14 protein-coding genes are annotated in these 15,849 nt (G+C 70.2%); 6 read left to right on the top strand and 8 right to left on the bottom strand.

Annotated features, from left to right (window positions below):
* Nucleotides 1–36: 36 nt before the first annotated feature.
* Both WME73_RS06720 and WME73_RS06715 read right to left on the bottom strand, forming a co-directional pair.
* Nucleotides 37–1,425, bottom strand: a complete 1,389-nt coding sequence (locus WME73_RS06720) for an MATE family efflux transporter (RefSeq protein ID WP_437915138.1) — start codon at nt 1,423–1,425, stop codon at nt 37–39.
* A gap of 56 nt (nt 1,426–1,481) precedes the next feature.
* Complete coding sequence (locus WME73_RS06715) at nt 1,482–2,090, bottom strand: DUF2239 family protein (protein ID WP_437915137.1); 609 nt, start codon at nt 2,088–2,090, stop codon at nt 1,482–1,484.
* A gap of 111 nt (nt 2,091–2,201) precedes the next feature.
* Here WME73_RS06715 and WME73_RS06710 point away from each other — a divergent pair, with 111 nt between their 5' ends.
* The 4 genes from WME73_RS06710 to WME73_RS06695 all read left to right on the top strand — a co-directional run bounded on the left by WME73_RS06710 (nt 2,202) and on the right by WME73_RS06695 (nt 5,056).
* A complete protein-coding gene (locus tag WME73_RS06710; protein WP_437744655.1) occupies nt 2,202–2,609 on the top strand; it encodes a hypothetical protein in 408 nt (135 codons plus the stop codon).
* Between the two features lie 14 nt (nt 2,610–2,623).
* Nucleotides 2,624–3,796 (top strand): hypothetical protein, encoded by a 1,173-nt coding sequence (locus WME73_RS06705; RefSeq protein WP_437915136.1) that lies wholly within the window; start codon nt 2,624–2,626, stop codon nt 3,794–3,796.
* Nucleotides 3,793–4,167, top strand: coding sequence for a hypothetical protein (locus WME73_RS06700; RefSeq protein ID WP_437915135.1), 375 nt, complete (start codon nt 3,793–3,795; stop codon nt 4,165–4,167). The genes WME73_RS06705 and WME73_RS06700 overlap by 4 nt, the downstream gene beginning before the upstream one ends.
* 157 nt (nt 4,168–4,324) lie before the next feature.
* On the top strand, nt 4,325–5,056 hold the full coding sequence (locus WME73_RS06695; protein ID WP_437744652.1) for a hypothetical protein: 732 nt from the start codon (nt 4,325–4,327) through the stop codon (nt 5,054–5,056).
* A 49-nt stretch (nt 5,057–5,105) separates the two neighbouring features.
* On the opposite strand, the gene WME73_RS06690 is transcribed toward WME73_RS06695, so the two are convergent.
* From WME73_RS06690 to WME73_RS06665, 6 genes are all read right to left on the bottom strand, one after another.
* Complete coding sequence (locus WME73_RS06690; protein ID WP_437744651.1) at nt 5,106–5,771, bottom strand: hypothetical protein; 666 nt, start codon at nt 5,769–5,771, stop codon at nt 5,106–5,108.
* 316 nt (nt 5,772–6,087) lie between these two features.
* Nucleotides 6,088–6,630: a YkgJ family cysteine cluster protein gene (locus tag WME73_RS06685; protein ID WP_437915134.1), complete on the bottom strand. Its 543-nt coding sequence runs from the start codon at nt 6,628–6,630 to the stop codon at nt 6,088–6,090.
* 83 nt (nt 6,631–6,713) lie between these two features.
* On the bottom strand, nt 6,714–8,165 hold the full coding sequence (locus WME73_RS06680) for an FAD-dependent oxidoreductase (protein ID WP_437744649.1): 1,452 nt from the start codon (nt 8,163–8,165) through the stop codon (nt 6,714–6,716).
* A complete protein-coding gene (locus WME73_RS06675) occupies nt 8,165–10,297 on the bottom strand; it encodes a molybdopterin oxidoreductase family protein (RefSeq protein WP_437915133.1) in 2,133 nt (710 codons plus the stop codon). The genes WME73_RS06680 and WME73_RS06675 overlap by 1 nt, the downstream gene beginning before the upstream one ends.
* Nucleotides 10,298–10,396: 99 nt before the next feature.
* Nucleotides 10,397–12,103: a WD40/YVTN/BNR-like repeat-containing protein gene (locus tag WME73_RS06670; protein ID WP_437915132.1), complete on the bottom strand. Its 1,707-nt coding sequence runs from the start codon at nt 12,101–12,103 to the stop codon at nt 10,397–10,399.
* Nucleotides 12,104–12,306: 203 nt separating this feature from the next.
* Nucleotides 12,307–12,894: a hypothetical protein gene (locus tag WME73_RS06665; RefSeq protein ID WP_437744646.1), complete on the bottom strand. Its 588-nt coding sequence runs from the start codon at nt 12,892–12,894 to the stop codon at nt 12,307–12,309.
* Nucleotides 12,895–14,492: 1,598 nt separating this feature from the next.
* Between WME73_RS06665 and WME73_RS06660 the strand changes: the two genes are divergently transcribed.
* Nucleotides 14,493–14,912 (top strand): hypothetical protein, encoded by a 420-nt coding sequence (locus WME73_RS06660; protein WP_437915131.1) that lies wholly within the window; start codon nt 14,493–14,495, stop codon nt 14,910–14,912.
* An 83-nt stretch (nt 14,913–14,995) separates the two neighbouring features.
* Nucleotides 14,996–15,730, top strand: coding sequence for a hypothetical protein (locus WME73_RS06655; RefSeq protein WP_437915130.1), 735 nt, complete (start codon nt 14,996–14,998; stop codon nt 15,728–15,730).
* The last annotated feature ends 119 nt before the right edge of the window (nt 15,731–15,849 follow it).

The raw sequence follows: 15,849 nt of genomic DNA, 5'->3' as shown, positions 1-15,849 counted from the left end.
TGCGCTCGGCCGGGCGCTGCGCCCCCCGGCAGCGCGTCACTGCGATACGGGCGCCTTGAGCGCGAGCTCGCGCCGCAGCAGGATCTGCTGGAGCCCGAGCTGGCCGAGCGTGGTGCCGACCGATACGAGCCAGATGGTGTGCATGCGGAAGCCGGGGCGCGCGCTCAGGACGAGCACGGGGAGGATGAACGCGACCGCGCGCGCCCCCGAGGCGGCGAGCGAAGGCCAGGTGTTGCCGAGGCCTTGAAAGACGCCGGCGCAGACGAACACGATGCCGCTCGCGAAGTAACCCCAGGAGGTCACCTGGAGGTAGTCGACGCCGGCCGCGATGACGTCCGGCGCGGGCGAGAAGAGCGCGACGAGCTGCGCGGGGAAGACCTGGCAGACCAGGGTGAAGAAGAGCATGAACCCGAGCACGAGCTTCACGCTCTCGAGCGCGGTCTCGCGGACGCGAGCGTAGGCGCGGGAGCCGTAGTTCTGGCCGACGACCGCCGCAGCGGAGAAGCTGATCGCCACGGCAGGCATGAAGCCGGCCTGCATCAGCCGCAGCCCGATGCCGAACCCGGCCTGCGCCTCCGAGCCGAAGGGGCGCGTGACCACGTAGATCACGCCCATGGTGACGGCCAGCAACAAGAACTCCGCGCCCGAGGGCAAGCCGATGGCCACCAGCTTTCGCCATGTGGCGAGGTCTGGCTGCCAGTCGGCGAGGCGGAGGCGAAGGAAGGTCTTGCCGCGCAGCAGATAGACGGCGAGCCCCACGACGGCGGCCGCGGTCGCGAGGAGCGTGGCGAGGCCCGCGCCGAATACGCCGAGCGGGCGCCCCGATACCCACCCGAAGACGAGGAAGGGCGCGAGGACCATGTTGAGCAGCACGCTCGCGGTCTGGGCCACGAGGCCCGGCTTCATGTCGCCGATGCCGCGCAGGGCCGAGCCGAGCCCCACCATCGTGAACTGCAGCGCGAGCGCCGGAATGAACGCGAGCAGAAAGCTGCTCGCGAGCTCGGCGGTCATGGCGTCTCCCGAGAGCCGCTCGGCGTACGTGCGGTGAAGCGCGAGGCCGAGCACGAGAAAGAGGGCGCCCGCCCACGTGGCGAGGCTCTGCACCTGGTTGAACAGGCGCTGCACCTCGCCGTGCTCCTTTCTCCCGGCCGCCTGCGAGACGAGCGCCACGCAGCCGACCGAGAGCATCTGCGTCGCGGCCAGGGAGACGAACATCAGGTTGCTGGAGACCGCCACGGCGGCGACGGCCTCCTTCCCGAGGCGCCCCACCCAGTAGATGTCGATCAGGCCATAGAGGGTCTGGATCGCCATGCCGGCCAGGATGAACAGCATGACGCGCACGACGTGCGCGCGCGGCTTGCCCTGCGTCATGTCGTGCACGCCGCGCGGCGCGGACGGCGCTTCGACTTCGATGTTGGTGTCCATATATTTTTACCGGGTAGTATCTGACCGTCTCGCGGATGGCGGCTCGGCGGCTGCGGCTACCTCGTTCGCCGCGGTTTGCCCTCGCGCGCTGCAGGGAAGGCCCCGCCCTCGCGCAAGAGCTCGTTCAGGTGCTCTCGCACGTCCGCGGGCCAGGAGCGCGTGAGCTCCGTGAAGCGCCGCTTGTCCGACGCGAAGAGCGCGCGCGACGCCTCCTCGAACAGGGGCAGGTCGCCGGCCATGACCCACATGAAGCGGCTGGCGGCGGCGCGCGCCTCCCGGGCGCGATCCTCGTCCGGGGCGCGCTTGCTGGCCTCCTCCACCAGCCTGCGGAGCGCGGCCGAGATCCCCTGCGGCTGACGCTCGAGCCACTCCCAGTGCCGGGGCAGGAGCGACACCTCGCGCGAGACGACCCCGAGCTTCGGGCGACCGGGGCCCGCCCTGGCCGGGCGCTCCGGCCTGGCGCGCGCGAGGACCTGCTCGAGGGAGCCGCGGAGGTCGAAGTCGACCTGCTTCCCCGAGGCGTCCTCGAAGATCAAGAGCCGGAGCTCCGGATCCGCGTCGAGCCGCTTCTTGGCCTCGCGCAGCATCTCCTCCAGCGTGCCGCGGACGACGCGCTCGGCGCCGGCGAAGGCGGTGAAGGTCGGCAACGTCGGCGGGTCGCTCATGATGGCGACAATATTACCCGGGTATATTATTTTGGCAAGGGCCAGGCGCGACGAGCGTGGCTCGGAGGCTCCGCTCTTGCGGTTTTCCGTGCAAAAGCACAGAGTGGCGGGATGATGAAGCCCTCGTGCCTTGTGGCGATCGCCACCTTGCTCGCAGCGCCGCTGCTCACCTCTTCTTCAGCGCGGGCGGACGTCCCGCCGCCCGAGAGCTGCGACACGCCGGGGTCGAGCTGTAACAACGCAGGGCCCGCTTACAACGAGCCTGGCACGTGCACGCAGCAGAAGTGCCAGCGAACGCTGCCAGGCGAGGACGGCGGCTTCACCACGATGGAATACGACTGCAATCTGTGCATTTCCTCGGGCGGGAGCGCGACGTCCGCCGGCAGCGCGGGCGCGGACAAGGCGTCATCGGACGACGGCGGCTGCGCCATGAGCGGCGCCGCCTCGGGCGGCGCGATGGCGGGGCTGATGCTGCTCTGCGGCGCCGCGGCGCTCGTGACCGCCCGCCGGCGCCGCTGAACCGGGCGTCGACCGTGCGCGCGCCCGGTCCTCCGCCTGCGAGCGTGGCCCGCCTGCTCGAGCGCGGCGTCGCGCCGCTCGACGGCGCGCGTCGGCGCCTCTTCGGCCTGCTCCGCCGGAGCGAGCTCGCGATCGCCGTCGTGGCGCGCCCCGATCGCAGGATAGCCACCCTCGCCGCGGCCAACGCGCTCGGCGCCTTCACCATGGCGGTCTTTGCGCCGAGCGCGCTGCTCGTGCTCGGGCCCGTCCTGCTCGGCGTCCTGCACGTCGCGGCCGACGTGCGCTACCTCGTGCTGCGGCGCGGGCTGCCGTCGTGGTGGCGCGGCGTCGTCTGGGCGGCCTGCGCCGCGCTTTTGGGGCTGCGGGGCGCCCAGGAGCTCTTCGGCTCGGCCGCGGCGCTGCTCCGCGCCGAGCACGCATTGCTCGCCGCCTGGCTCGGCGCCGCGGTCGTCGCCGGCGCGCTCGCGTCGCGCGCGTGGCGGCGCGTCGCGCTGGCCGCCGCCGCCGCCGTGGCGCTGTCGGCGGCGGCGCTCGCCGCGCCGCGCGGCTTCCGGCTCGTCCTCGCGCACGCGCACAACCTGGTCGCGCTCGCGCTGTGGCTCGCGCTCTTCCGCCGCCGGGTGCGCGCGGTCGCCTGGCCGCTCGGCCTCGTGCTGGCCGGGACCGCGCTCCTCGCGAGCGGGGCGATGACCTCGCTCACCCTGCGCGCCGGGTGGCTGGACGCCTTCGGGCTGCACCTCTTCCTGGCGAGCGACTGGCTCGCTCCCGGGCTGCCGATCCGCTCCGCGGTCGCGCTCACCGCATGTTATGCGTTCCTGCAGTCCGTCCATTACGCGGTCTGGCTGCTGCTCATTCCCCAGGAAGATCACCCGGGCCAGCGGACGACCACCTTCCGCATGTCCGCGCGCTCGCTCCGGCGCGACTTCGGGGACGCAGGGCTCGCCGCCGTGGCTCTCATCGCTGGCCTGGTGCTGCTCGGCGCCCTGCGCGGCGCGCTCGGCGCGCGCAACCTTGTGCTCTCGCTCGCCTCCTTCCACGGGTACCTGGAGCTCGCGCTGCTCGCGTACTTCTATGTCCGCGGCGACGTCGGCCGGCGCGCCGAGGAGGCGCGCCAGGAGCGGTCCGGGTGCGCGCGCGGGGTGGACGGCGGCGGGCCGGAGATCGCCGCGCAGCCGGCCGCGCCATGAGCCGCGTCTTCGCCGATCCGCTGGTGGCCGCCTGGGCGCGCGCGTTCGCGTTCACGCTGCTCATCGAGCTCGCCGTCGCCTCACCGCTGCTCGGCGCGGCGGAGCGGTCACGAGGCCGCCGCGCCGCGCTCGTCGTCGTCGCCAACCTCGCGAGTCACCCGGCGGTGTGGTTCATCTTCCCCGCGCTCGCGATCGGCGCCACGGCGCGACTGGCCTTCTCGGAGCTCTGGGCGGTGCTGCTCGAGCTCGGCGTCTACCGGCTCGCGCTGCGCGAGCTGCCTGCCACGCACGCCATCGCGGCCTCGGCGCTCGCGAACGGCGCGTCGCTCGGGCTCGGGCTGCTCCTGCGCGCCACGACCGGCTGGGTGTGAGCGGGCCGCGGGGCGCCGCTCCGCCGGCTCCGGAGCAACACCACCGCGGACAGCGCCCCTGCGGGCGGGCTCGTCCGGCGCGACATCGCTCGTTCGCCGACAGCGTGGGTGTTCGTCTCACGCAGCGCGGACGGCTCCGCTGCGCTATGACTGCGAGATGTTTGGTCCAGGGCGCCCTCAGTACCCTCCGCAGCAGCCGCCTCAGTACCCTCCGCAACCGCCGCCTTACTACCCTCCGCAGCCGCCGCCTTACTACCCTCCGCAGCCGCCGCAGCGTCCGAAGTCAGGCCTGTCGCCGCTCGTGATCGTGCTCATCGTCCTCGGCGGGTTGTTCGCGCTGGGCGTGGGCGCCATCCTCGTGATCGGCGGCGCGGTGTACCTGGTGGCGAGCGCATCGCCGGAGCAAACCGTCGTCGAGACCACGCCCTCCGGCGTGTCGACCGCCGGCGGCCTCTCGCCGGTGGTGCCCACGTCGACGAGCACCCCGCTTCGCCCCGACCAGGAGGCCGACGAGGCGGCGGGCGAAGACCCGTCCACCGGCGACCGCGCCGCGGGCGAGGCGCCGTCGCCTGCTGCCGACGACGAGACGGGCGAGGCGCCGGCGCCTCTGTCGACAGCAGCGCGGACGCCCACCTCACCGAGCGAGGGCTCCTCGAATGGAAGCCCGAGCAACGGAGGCGCGGCGGGCGGGACGTCCTGGTGGTGTACGGCGAGCGCGTCCGTGCGCGTCTGCGGCTTCGCGGGCGCGTGCAACTATCAGATGGTGTTCGGCAATGGCTCGGCGAAGGACCGCTTCCTGGCGTCGCAGCAAGCGAAGCGGTCGTGCGAGGCGAGCGCCCGCGCCAAGGGCGCCACGGCCTTCTGCGTCGTGCAGTGCAGCCCTCGCTGACGGGCGATAACGTCGCTCGCTCCGCTCCGCTCAGCTCCTCGCGCCAGCGCTAGTAGCCGCCGCTGCCGCCGACCCCCGCCGCGCTGTAGCCAGAGCTGTAGTCGCCGCCGCCCGCACCCCCGACTCCGACCGAAGTTCCGTATCCACCCTCGCCACCGTAGTAGTCGTCCGGATCTTCGTAGACGTTGATGTCGAGGTTCACCTTGCCGTTGAGCCACAGCTCGCTGCTCCCGATACCGAACGCATACTGAACCCAGCTCGTCGAATGCGGCGAGACGTTAACGTAGACATTCTGCGACGACAGCAGCGTGGCCTCCACGTTTGGATCCGTCACCGTGCCGTCCTCGACCTTCTCGAAGTGCCAGCCCGGAAGGAGCCTGACGCCGTAGTTGCCCTGCTCCAGATCGACGAGGATGGAGCTCGCGTCCGGATCCTCGTCCTCGCTGCTGACCGTCACCACAGTTCCGTAGCCACCACCGACAGCCATGGCCGAGGTATTCTCATCTTCGTAGTAGTAATAACCGTTCGAGATCTCGAACGTGGCGTCGCGGAGCCGATATCGCGCTCCAGACGCTGCATCGGCCGCGAGCGGCAAGCTGATCGAGCCGACGTCCGGCCCGCGCTCAGCACCCTGCGAGCCGCAACCGCTGAGCAAGGCCGCGAACACCACGCCAGCCGCCGCCACCGACCCAAACCCTCTGATCGTCTTGGTCATTCTATCCTCCAGATAAGCTGCCCCTCCCGGACCGGCGGCGGCGTGTGCCGTGACCTGCCATCGGTCCAGAGTGGGCCACCACCTGAGAGCAACCCGCGGGCCAACCTGAATTTCCCATAACTCAGCGTATGCCCATGGGCACACGTTCAGCACATGGCCCACAGTGAGCCAATAGATGGGCCATAGTTGGCCTGTACAATGCCTATCTGTGCCACCGCGAGCGCACGCAAGCCGAGGCCGGGAGCGTCATGGCGCCGGCGACCGTCGATCGGCTGAGCCGGACCGGCTCGTCATCAGGCCGACCGCTCGTCGGCAGCTACCCCTCGCCCGAGAGCACCGCGGCGATCGCGACGCGCTGCCCTCGCGGCTGCCCCGCCGCGTCGGCGTGGGCCATGTCGAGGGCGGCCAGCACCGTCGACAGCGTCGTCTGGTCCAGGACCGACGACGCCTCGACGGCGTGGAGGTCTTCTCCCACGAAGTTCTTCGGGCAGGCGTCGATGACCGGCAGCGCGCGCTCGCTGGCCGGCGCGAACCGGATGGGCAGGCCGTGCGTGCGGCAGATGAGCGGCCGCGCCGCGTAGATCGCGCACCTCCCCTCCCCGTCGAGCGCCGGGCACACGCCCGGATCGCCCGCCCGCGCGCGCTCGGCCAGCACCGCGCGGTCGGCCTCCGGGAGCGCCGCGAGCGCCTCGCGGATCGCGTCGGCCTCGATCGACGTCACCGAGAACCGCCGCCGGCAGCAGTCGCTGCACCCGGTGCGGCAGGCCATCCGCCCGCCGTGGCGGGCGCTCGCGCTCGCGAAGAACGCGTCGACCTTGGTGAAGAGCTCGTGGAGGCGCTCGCGCGGCGTGCGGTGCATTCGCCGGCGTCTATAGCGGGGCGGATCCTCGCGCGCCAAGGGCGCCTCCGCGCCGCTCGGCTCGCCCCGGCGTGCTTTCCACGTTATCCGGCGGCCACGGCGCGGCCGCTTTCGTACTCCGGCGAGGGCGCGTGCCGGGCCACGAGCTGGGCGACCTCGCCGCGGCAGGAGCCGCACCCCGTGCCGGCCTTGGTCGCGGCGCACGCCGCCTCGAGCGAGCAAGCGCCGCCCTCGATGGCCTCCCGGAGGGTCGCCTCGCTGACCTTGTGACAGTTGCAGACGATGCGCTCGGCCTGCGCCGCCGGCCCCGCGCCGCCGCCGGCGCAGAGCGCCTCCAGAGGATCGGCGGGCAGCGGATCGTTGCGATCGAAGAGCTGCACGAGCGTGGCCGCGGCCGCGGTGTTGCCGACGAACTGGGCGCCTAACAGTCGCCCGTCGCGGAGGATCAGCTTCCGGTACGTGCTCTTCCGCGTCTCCACGACCTGGAGCACGTCGTCGCTCTCGAGCTCCGGCTCGGTGCTGCCCATGGAGGTGACGTCGACGCCCGCCACCTTCAGCCGGGTATACATCTTCGTGCCTCGGTAGCGCGCCTGCGGGTTCGCGCCCGTCAGGACGTCGGCGAGGACGGCGGCCTGCTCCCAGATGGGCGTCACGATGCCATAGAGCCTGCCCCGGTGCTCCGCGCACTCGCCGATCGCGTAGATGCCGGGTACCTGGGTGGCCATCGTGTCGTTGACGACGATGCCCTTGTTGATGGGCAGGTTGGAGGCGCGCGCGGCGTCGACGCGAGGCCGGACGCCGCACGCGAGGACGACCATGTCCGCCGGCAGGACGCTGCCGTCGTCGAGGCGACAGCCCTCGACCGCCTCCTCCCCGCAGATGGCCTCGACGGTGCGCCCGGTGCGGACGAAGATGCCGCAGCGCTCGATATGCTGCTCGAGCATGTCGCCGCCCATCGGATCGAGCTGCGCGTTCATGAGGCTCTTCGCGACGTGGATGACGGTCACGTGGAGGCCCATGTCGCTCAGCACCTTGGCCGCCTCCAGGCCGAGGAGCCCGCCGCCGACCACGATGGCGTTGTCGCCCGCCCGCGCGCAGCCGCGCATCCGGACGCAATCGTCCATCGTCCTGTACACGAACACGCCCTGGCGCAGATCGCCCTCCGAGGTCGTCATGCCCTCGAGCGGCGGGACGAGCGGCTGGCTGCCGGTCGCGAGCACGGCGACGTCGTAACGATGGCGCGCGCCGTCCGCCGACACGACCGCCCTCGACCCGGTGTCGATCCGCGCCACGGAGGTCCCGCTGACGAGCCGCACCCCGTTCCGCTCGTACCAGGCGGGGGGCTTCGTGACGATGGAGTCGGGCGCCTCCCCTGCGAGCACCTTGCTGAGCAGGACGCGGTTGTAGGCGCCGCCCCGCTCCTCGCCGAAGACGGTGATGTCGTAGCGGTCCCTGGCGCCGCGCGACATCAGCTCGTCCAGCAGGCGGCACGCCGCCATGCCGTTGCCAACGATGACAAGGTCCTTCCTTCGCATCAGTTCGACTCCGAGACCCGGCGCGCCCTGACGGCGCACACCTTGAACTCCGGCATCCGGCTGGTCGGGTCCAGCGCCGGCACGGTGAGGACATTGGCGGCCTTCCTGCCGCCCCAGTGAAACGGAGCAAAGAGCGTGTCCGGCCGGATCGAAGGCACGACCGCTACCCGGAAGGTGACCGCCCCTCGCCGGCTCTCGACGAGCAGGGAGTCGCCGTCGACGACGCCGAGGCGCGCCGCCAGCCTGGGGTGGACCTCGACCTTCGGCTCGGGCTTGGCCTCCTCGAGCTTGGAGACCCGGCGCGTCTGGGCGCCGGAGTTGTAGTGTTCCTTGTAGCGGCCCGTCGTGAAGTAGAGCGGATAGGCGTCGTCGGGGAGCTCGGCGGCGGGGCGGTGGTGGACGGCGTGGAACCGCGCACGGCCGTTCGGGTGATGGAACCGCTCGGCGAAGAGGCGCGGAGTCCCCGGGTGCTCGACCGACGGGCACGGCCAGAAGACGCCTCGGTGCCGGCGTATCTTGTCGTAGGTGATGCCGCTGTAGTCCGCCTTGGCGCCCGCGGTCGCCCGGCGCAGCTCGTCGAACACCTGCTCCGCGGACGTGTACTGGAAGTGCCTGCCCGCGCCGAGGCGGCGCGCGAGCTCGCAGAAGATCTCGATATCGGTCTTCACCTCGGGGGGCGCGGGGCGGACCTTCTGCCGCAGGATCACCCGCCCTTCGAGGTTCGTCATCGTCCCCTCCTCCTCGGCGAACTGGGCGACCGGAAGGAGGACGTGGGCGTCCCGGGCCGTCTCGTTGACGAAGGCGTCACAGACCACGAGCAGATCGAGCGAGGCGAGCCGCCGCTCGATGTTGAGCGCGTTGGGCGACGCGACAGCCACGTTGGATCCGAACACGAGCAGCGCGCGGATCCCCCCCTCGGGGCCGAGCGCGTCGAGCAGCTCGTAGGCGCTCTTCCCCTTGGCCGGCAGCTCGGCAGGGTCGATGCCCCAGACGCGGGCGATGGCCGCCCGGTGCTCCGCGTCCTCGATATGCCGGTAGCCGGGGAGCTGATCGGCCTTCTGGCCGTGCTCGCGGCCCCCCTGGCCGTTGCCCTGTCCGGTGAGGCAGCCATAGCCGCTGTACGGCTTGCCGACCTTGCCGAGCGCGAGCATCAGGTTGATGAAGGAGAGCACGGTGTCTGCCCCCTTCGACTGCTGCTCCGGCCCGCGGCCGGAGAGCAGCATGCTGCTCGGCGCCTCGGCGAGCAGCCGCACGGCCTTGAGCTGATCCTGCGTGGAGACCCCGGTCAGCCGCTCGACGTGCGCCGGGTGGTACGAGAGGACGACGCGCCGGAGATCGTCGAACCCGTCCGTGCGCGCGGCGATGTACGCCGTGTCGATGAGCTTCTCCTCGAGGGCGAGGTAGAGCAGGCCGTTCGCGAGCGCCAGGTCGGACCCGGGCGTGGGCTGGAGGTGGAGCGCCGCGGCGCGCGCCGTGTCGGTGCGCCGCGGGTCGACGACGATCAGCGCGCCGCCGTTGTCGCGCTGCGCGAAGATCCATTGCATGATCGGCGGCAGGGTCTCCGCGCAGTTCGCGCCCCAGAGGAGGAGCGCCTTGGTCTGGGCGATATCGGACACGGGGAACGGCAGGCCGCGGTCGATGCCAAACGCCTTGTTGTGCCCCGCGGCCGCCGAGGACATGCAATAACGGCCGTTGTAATCGACGTTCGGCGACTGGAGTGCGAGGCGGGCGAATTTGCCGAGGAGGTAGGTCTTCTCGTTCGTCAGGGCGCCGCTGCCGAACGCGGCCAGCGCCGCGGGGCCGTGGAGCTCGCGCAGCCGGAGGAGCCGCTCGGCGACGAAATCGAGCGCCGTGTCCCAGCGCGCCGGCAGGAGGCGGCCGGCGCGCCCGCGGATCTTCGGCACCGTCAGCCGCTCGGGGTGATCGAGCAGCGCCGCGGAGGTGAACCCCTTGATGCACATCTGCCCGCGGTTGACGGGGAAATCGTCGTCCGGTCGGACGTCGATCGCCCCCGCGTGGTCCGCGCGATCCGTCATGACCACGCCGCACTGGAAGGCGCAGTAAGGACAGTGGGTGTGCGTGGTCGTCTCGGAGGTGACGATCTTGAGCCGGAGGGAAGAGCGCGGTGCCATGGAGTCGCGTCGGCCACCCTCACCGAGCGCGTCGAGGAGGCTCTCCCTGGTGTAGCAATCGCTCTGTTTCGAACGTATTTCTGAGGAATGTGCGGGCAGTTAATCTGTCGACGCCCGATGTCGCCGGCGCAGCAGGACGTTCTCCCCCAGCGCCCACACCTCGGCCCCGTCCCCGCGCACCTCGAACAGGGTGCCCCAGGTGCCGGACGCCTCGCCTCGCCAGGTGTGGCCGCCATCGATGGAGCGCAGGAGCACGCCGCGCGCGCCGCAGGCCCACAGCGTGCCAGCGTCGTCTCCCCAGAGGCTCCTGAGGCTGCCGGAGACCTGGGCCACCACCGCCCAGGTCGCGCCGCCGTCTCGAGAGCGCAGCACGTCGAAGACGCCCAGTCCACCAGCCACGAAGAGCTCGTCGCCCCTGCCCCAGATCGCGGACAGATCGCGGGAGCTGCCGCTCTCCGCGGCTTCCCACGTGGCGCCGTCGTCGATCGTGCGGACGATGGTCCCGCCGGAGCCGACCGCCACGGCGCGCTGCTCCGGCCCCGCCCAGACGGCGCGGAGGCGCGGCTCGCGCGGGACCTCCAGCTCCAGCCATCGTGAACCGCCCGCGCCGAGGCGGCAGACCCGGCCATCGAGGACGGCGAACGCCCTTGTCTCGTTCTGCCCGTGGACCGAGGCGCCGCCGGGTTTGCCTGTCACGTCGATCCAGGAGCGCCCGCCGTCCTCGGTCCGGATCTGCGAGATGCCCTCGCCGACAGCCAGGATCGTCTCGCCGCTGCCCCACACGGAGATCAGCGCGCCGGCGTCCTCCACGGCGCTCCTCTCCCAGGTCTGGCCGCCGTCGTGGGTTCGCGCGACGGTGCCTCCGTCGCCCACCAGCACGACCCCCTGGACTTGCACCCAGAGACCCCGGAACTTCCCCCGGACAGGCACCTTTTCCCAGGGCCCGTCGAGCGGCGCGTCCCCTGCCTGGACTGGCACCTTGGCGAAGCTCTTCCCGCCATCGAGGGATCGGGCGGCGGGGCCGTCTCCCACGCACCAGATCGCGCCCTCGTCATCGCCCCACGCCGCGCAGCGGTGCTGATCGGACCGGAGCGCGGTGCGCCTCCAGGTGCGGCCCTCGTCCTCGCTGATCGCCAGGATGCCGCTTTCGCCGGACGCGATCACGACGCCCGCGGCGCCGAGCCACAGCGCCTTGATCGAGCGCCCTGTCCCGGTGGAATGCGACTCCCAGGAGGCGCCCCCGTCCCGGCTCGCGTGGGCATGGCCGTCGCCGTCGCCCACGATCACGAGCCCGCCTCGCGCGCAGAGCGCCCTCGGACTCCGGCCCGGGACCTTGTGGCGCGTCCATGTCGCCCCTTGCAGGGTGGCGAGCTGTCCTTCGAGCGCCAGCGCGAGGAAGCGGCCCTCGGCGTCGACCGCGGCGGCCTCCAGGCAGAGGTCTCCGGGGCTCGGCCCGGCTCCCCAGGTCTGGCCGTGATCGCCGGAGCGGAGGACCGTCCCGCCGAGCCCCACCGCGATGGCCTCGCCGTCGTCCCGCAGGGCGACCCCGCGCAGGTCCGCCGTCGCGCCGCAGCCCACGTCGGACCAGCGCTGCCCGTCATCGCGCGAGGACAGCAGGGTCCCGCAGTGTCCGGCGGCGATCAGCGCCGCGCCGGTGCCTGCGAGCGCGCTGAGGTCCTGGCGGGTGGACGTCTGCGCCCTCTTCCAGCGCTGGCCGCCGTCCTCCGAGCGGAGCACGTGCCCCTCGGATCCCGCGATCACAATCAGGTGACCTCGCCCCCAGACGGCGCTGTGCCGGATGCTCATTCCGGGCACGATACCAGGCCGGTGCACCGGGGGCGCTCGCGATCGTGTCAGGCCCCCGTGCGCTGCCGGCGAAGGCTCGCGATGGTCGACATCGTCGGTTGGCAACGTCGGTGGCCGTCCGACGTCTCATGCCCTCACCACAAGGAAGATCGGCGTGAGGACGGCGGCGTGTACCGGCTGCCCGACATCCGACAGGAGCGGGGTCAGACATCACCGGGCTCCTTCCGGAAGAAGTGACCGTGGAGGAACTGCCCGTCCGCCGGATCTCGGTGAACGTTGTACTTGAAGCAGCGGCTCGGGCAGCTCACATCAAACAGGTTTGGCGAATCGTGGACGCTCAGCACCGCCGAACACAAGGGGCAAACGGCCTCCACGCCCTCGTGCCTCGCGATGCAGCCGCAGAGGTGCTGGAGCTGTCGACCTTCCGCCTTGTATCGATCGCGGCGGGCGGGAGTCCAGAGGTAGAGCGGTTTGTTCCTTCTTGCGGAGAACGCCCTGGCCTGCGCACGGAACACCAGCTCGACCTCGATCGTGTCATCGCCCGACGAACGATGGAACGCGAACTCAAATTTATAGATGTCGCGGACGGCGCTGTTCGGACCGCAGTACCGTTCTGCATCGTAGGCCGCCACCAGGGCTCCGCTCGTCGACTCGAAAGGCTGTTCGACCTGCGGCAGCAATTCCTTCTCCAGAAATGCGCCGAGCGCCTCCTTGAACTCCGGGGTCATCGCTGCCGCGTGGTAGGCGCTCGCAAAGGGACCGAATTGAATGACGGCGAAGGCGGGATGCATCTTCGATCCCCAATACCGTCGTTCAGCAGCGGGCGCCAGAGCGACAGCGAGGCCCGCAGGCCATGGCGCGAGAGCGGCCCTTCGACAGATGGATAAGTTGTCGATACAGCGTCACTTTTCAAGGAGGGAGGCGGATCGCGTGAGGTGCTCGATGTCAACCAGCGCGTACAGCGTGGCTGTACGGTGGAACCGGTGATGCCGCGGGCCCTTCATCGCGGGCGACGCGGCGGCGGAGGGCGCCCCGGCCCGCTGGAGACGCGTCGACTGCCGCCGGTGCTCGACGGACCTGCCCCATGGCGCTGGACAGCATCGGGGCCTTGCGGCGCAGAGCCGATTCATGAGACCTTTCGTGGGGGAGGCGCGACATCGCCAGTCGGTCCACCTTCGTGAAAGTCACACTCGAGTAGCCTTCTGCCCCGCCATCCCGGCCGACGGCCTCCCGCCGCGGCTGAATGTCACAGGACCTGGTGTTGCAGGATCGCGGGGAGGTCGTGGCGGTCCTCACACGAATCGACCTTCCCGGGAGCTCGGAGCCCTTCGCGCGCTCGTGGGACGTGCCCAGGAGAGCGCTCCTCAACATGATCCAGGCGGCCCACTCCATCATCAGCATGCTGGAGGCCAGCCACACGGAACGGGCGCTTGCCCTGATCTCACAACATCAGCGCGCAAGGAGCTCGAAGCCGTAATCGGACTGGAGAGCGAAGCCTCCAGCTGCGCTGCTGCAGGGCTTCACCGGTTACCTGCGGGGCGATGGCCACGCAGGGTACGGCGCGATGCTGCGCGGAGGCGGCGCCCTGCGCTCGATAGCACTGTTTCATTTCTCGAACGCCGCCGTTCCAGCCCGCCGTCTGGCGTCGCCCGCCGTGTCGCCGCATACTCTGAACGTGATCCCGGCGCGGATGCGGGGCGGGTCGGATGCGCCTGCCTCCGCACCTCGGGCTGCAGCGGGCTCATCATGTGGCTCGGCCGGTGCAGAGGACATCACGGCGGATGGAACCTGGCCTCGATGATCCGCCGCGGTGCTCCGGGCGCGTCCTTCGAGCGCGAGGGTCGCGCGGGGCCGCTGCGGCTCTTCGAGACTGGCGATTGCCGTGAAGGGAGACGACGTCGCGAGCGGCACGCGCCTCGCCGAGCTCTGGGACCCACGAGCGAATTGCAGAGCCCGACTGAAGGCAAGGCCCGTTCTACTGACCGGGTGACTAGGATCAGATTGCCATTTCCATTCCAATCATAGATATCCATGAAAACGATACGCCCGTTTAGACATTGACAGCGTTTCCGCTTCTGAGAATGATGCCTCCGCGCTGGCCGATGAAGCACGGAGCGGGCTCTCCACTGCGGAGCCCACGGGGCGTCTTGCGACGTGACCAGGATGCACCAAGGAACGCCTGCGCACGACCACGCGCTTGGCTTGGAAACATAACCCATCATAACAACACATTGGCGAACAAATGAAACACTTCTGTCACACGATGCCCATGGGCGCCCTGATCTGCGGCCTTGTCGCCGGAGGCATCTCGCTGAGCGCACCGGCTCAAGCTCAGGCGCTGGAGTTCGGAGTATACGAAGGAGAATCTTGCCCCGTAGGGTACACACCGTTGACCCCACTCGACGCCTTCTGGACGTTTCTCGCCCGCTGCGATGAGCTCCCCTATTCAGGGGTCTTTCGTATCGCAGACGGGTCCTCGATAGATGGCCCGTGGAACAACTGCCAGCAGCACGCCGACGATACCCGCGAGCTGGACTACATCCTCTGCAAGCCCAACTACCAGCTCTTTGAGATTGACGGGACCACCTTCGCGGTAGTGAGAGGCGGAGATCAGTGCCTGGAAGGCTTCGAGCACGTGGATTTCGCTACCGCCTCCGCGTACTCGGATGAGATATGCACTCACGTCGGGTACTGGGGGATTGCGAGGATCGGTGGAGGGGGCTCCATCGACGGTCCAGGTTACGGCTGCGGCGTCCGCGCGACCGACTCTCGCGAGCTCGGTGATGCCATCTGCGTGGAAATCGAGTGAACATCCCGAACCAGAAGCAAGGAGCTTGACTTTCGAGTCGCGTCTCGATTTCCTGGCCCCAAGTTCGGCAAAGGAGTGGACACTTGGAAGGCGCGACAGCGACCGGCTTGCACAATGCGCACATCGAATGCCCGTTTACCGCGGGAAGCGTCCAGCTGGCAGGCACTACCCTGTGCGACAATTGTTTCTCGCGGCTTCCGTTCGGCGCGCGCAAGGGTGTTCCCGGTTGGCGACCTCCCACGGCGTGCGACGCCTGTGGCCTGCCGCTCGCATCGCTCATCGGCAAGCCGGTGCGGTTGGACGATGGGCGGTGGACGATCCGCTGCGACTGTGGGGACCTCCTGCGAGGCTCACACCGTCGCGGCGCATTGTTCGGCACCTGGGCTTTCGTGGGAGTGCTGCCATCGGTGGAGCTCAACGTTGGTGACGGGCTCATTCCCGAGGCCGTCAGGAGCTCGAGTGACCTGGGAGCAACCTGGCGCTCGACGGTGATGAACGGGCTCGACGTGGCTGACCTGGTCACGTGGCGCTCAGGCACCATCAACAGTCTGGAATTCTCTGACGGATCGGCTCACAGGTTTCTGCTCCAGTTCCGGCGGGAGAATCCCGCCAGCTGGGTCGCATACGGTGGCGCAGGTGTCGGCGGCGCAGGCATGCTCCTCTGGGCGCCGCTCATGAGGGATCCCGAGCTTGAGCGGAGGATTGCAGCCATGCTCGACAGAGCGATTCGCTGGAGGCAATCGGCTCTGGCGGGCGGCAAGCAGGAAGTGGTCGAGCCGCTTCGCGCCCTCGGGAACTTCTACGCGTATCTCTGCTGACAGGTCCTGGAGCGACGGTCACCCGCTTCGGATACGGGCCCACCTCGACGTTTTCGGTGCTCAGCGCACCGGAGTGCGCTTGCGCGCCGAAAACGCCGATCTGGGCCCGTCTCCTGTGC

This window comes from Sorangium sp. So ce302 (genome assembly GCF_051530145.1).
In the GTDB taxonomy this organism is placed as follows: domain Bacteria; phylum Myxococcota_A; class Polyangia; order Polyangiales; family Polyangiaceae; genus Sorangium; species Sorangium cellulosum_B.
This window is presented reverse-complemented; position numbering and strand designations above follow the sequence as displayed.

Bases quoted from the DNA above. Each gene is read 5' to 3' on its own strand.
- WME73_RS06720 (WP_437915138.1), bottom strand. From the start codon at position 1,425: ATGGACACCAACATCGAAGTCGAAGCGCCGTCCGCGCCGCGCGGCGTG.
- WME73_RS06715 (WP_437915137.1), bottom strand. From the start codon at position 2,090: ATGAGCGACCCGCCGACGTTGCCGACCTTCACCGCCTTCGCCGGCGCC.
- WME73_RS06710 (WP_437744655.1), top strand. From the start codon at position 2,202: ATGATGAAGCCCTCGTGCCTTGTGGCGATCGCCACCTTGCTCGCAGCG.
- WME73_RS06700 (WP_437915135.1), top strand. From the start codon at position 3,793: ATGAGCCGCGTCTTCGCCGATCCGCTGGTGGCCGCCTGGGCGCGCGCG.
- WME73_RS06695 (WP_437744652.1), top strand. From the start codon at position 4,325: ATGTTTGGTCCAGGGCGCCCTCAGTACCCTCCGCAGCAGCCGCCTCAG.
- WME73_RS06690 (WP_437744651.1), bottom strand. From the start codon at position 5,771: ATGACCAAGACGATCAGAGGGTTTGGGTCGGTGGCGGCGGCTGGCGTG.
- WME73_RS06685 (WP_437915134.1), bottom strand. From the start codon at position 6,630: ATGCACCGCACGCCGCGCGAGCGCCTCCACGAGCTCTTCACCAAGGTC.
- WME73_RS06680 (WP_437744649.1), bottom strand. From the start codon at position 8,165: ATGCGAAGGAAGGACCTTGTCATCGTTGGCAACGGCATGGCGGCGTGC.
- WME73_RS06675 (WP_437915133.1), bottom strand. From the start codon at position 10,297: ATGGCACCGCGCTCTTCCCTCCGGCTCAAGATCGTCACCTCCGAGACG.
- WME73_RS06670 (WP_437915132.1), bottom strand. From the start codon at position 12,103: ATGAGCATCCGGCACAGCGCCGTCTGGGGGCGAGGTCACCTGATTGTG.
- WME73_RS06665 (WP_437744646.1), bottom strand. From the start codon at position 12,894: ATGCATCCCGCCTTCGCCGTCATTCAATTCGGTCCCTTTGCGAGCGCC.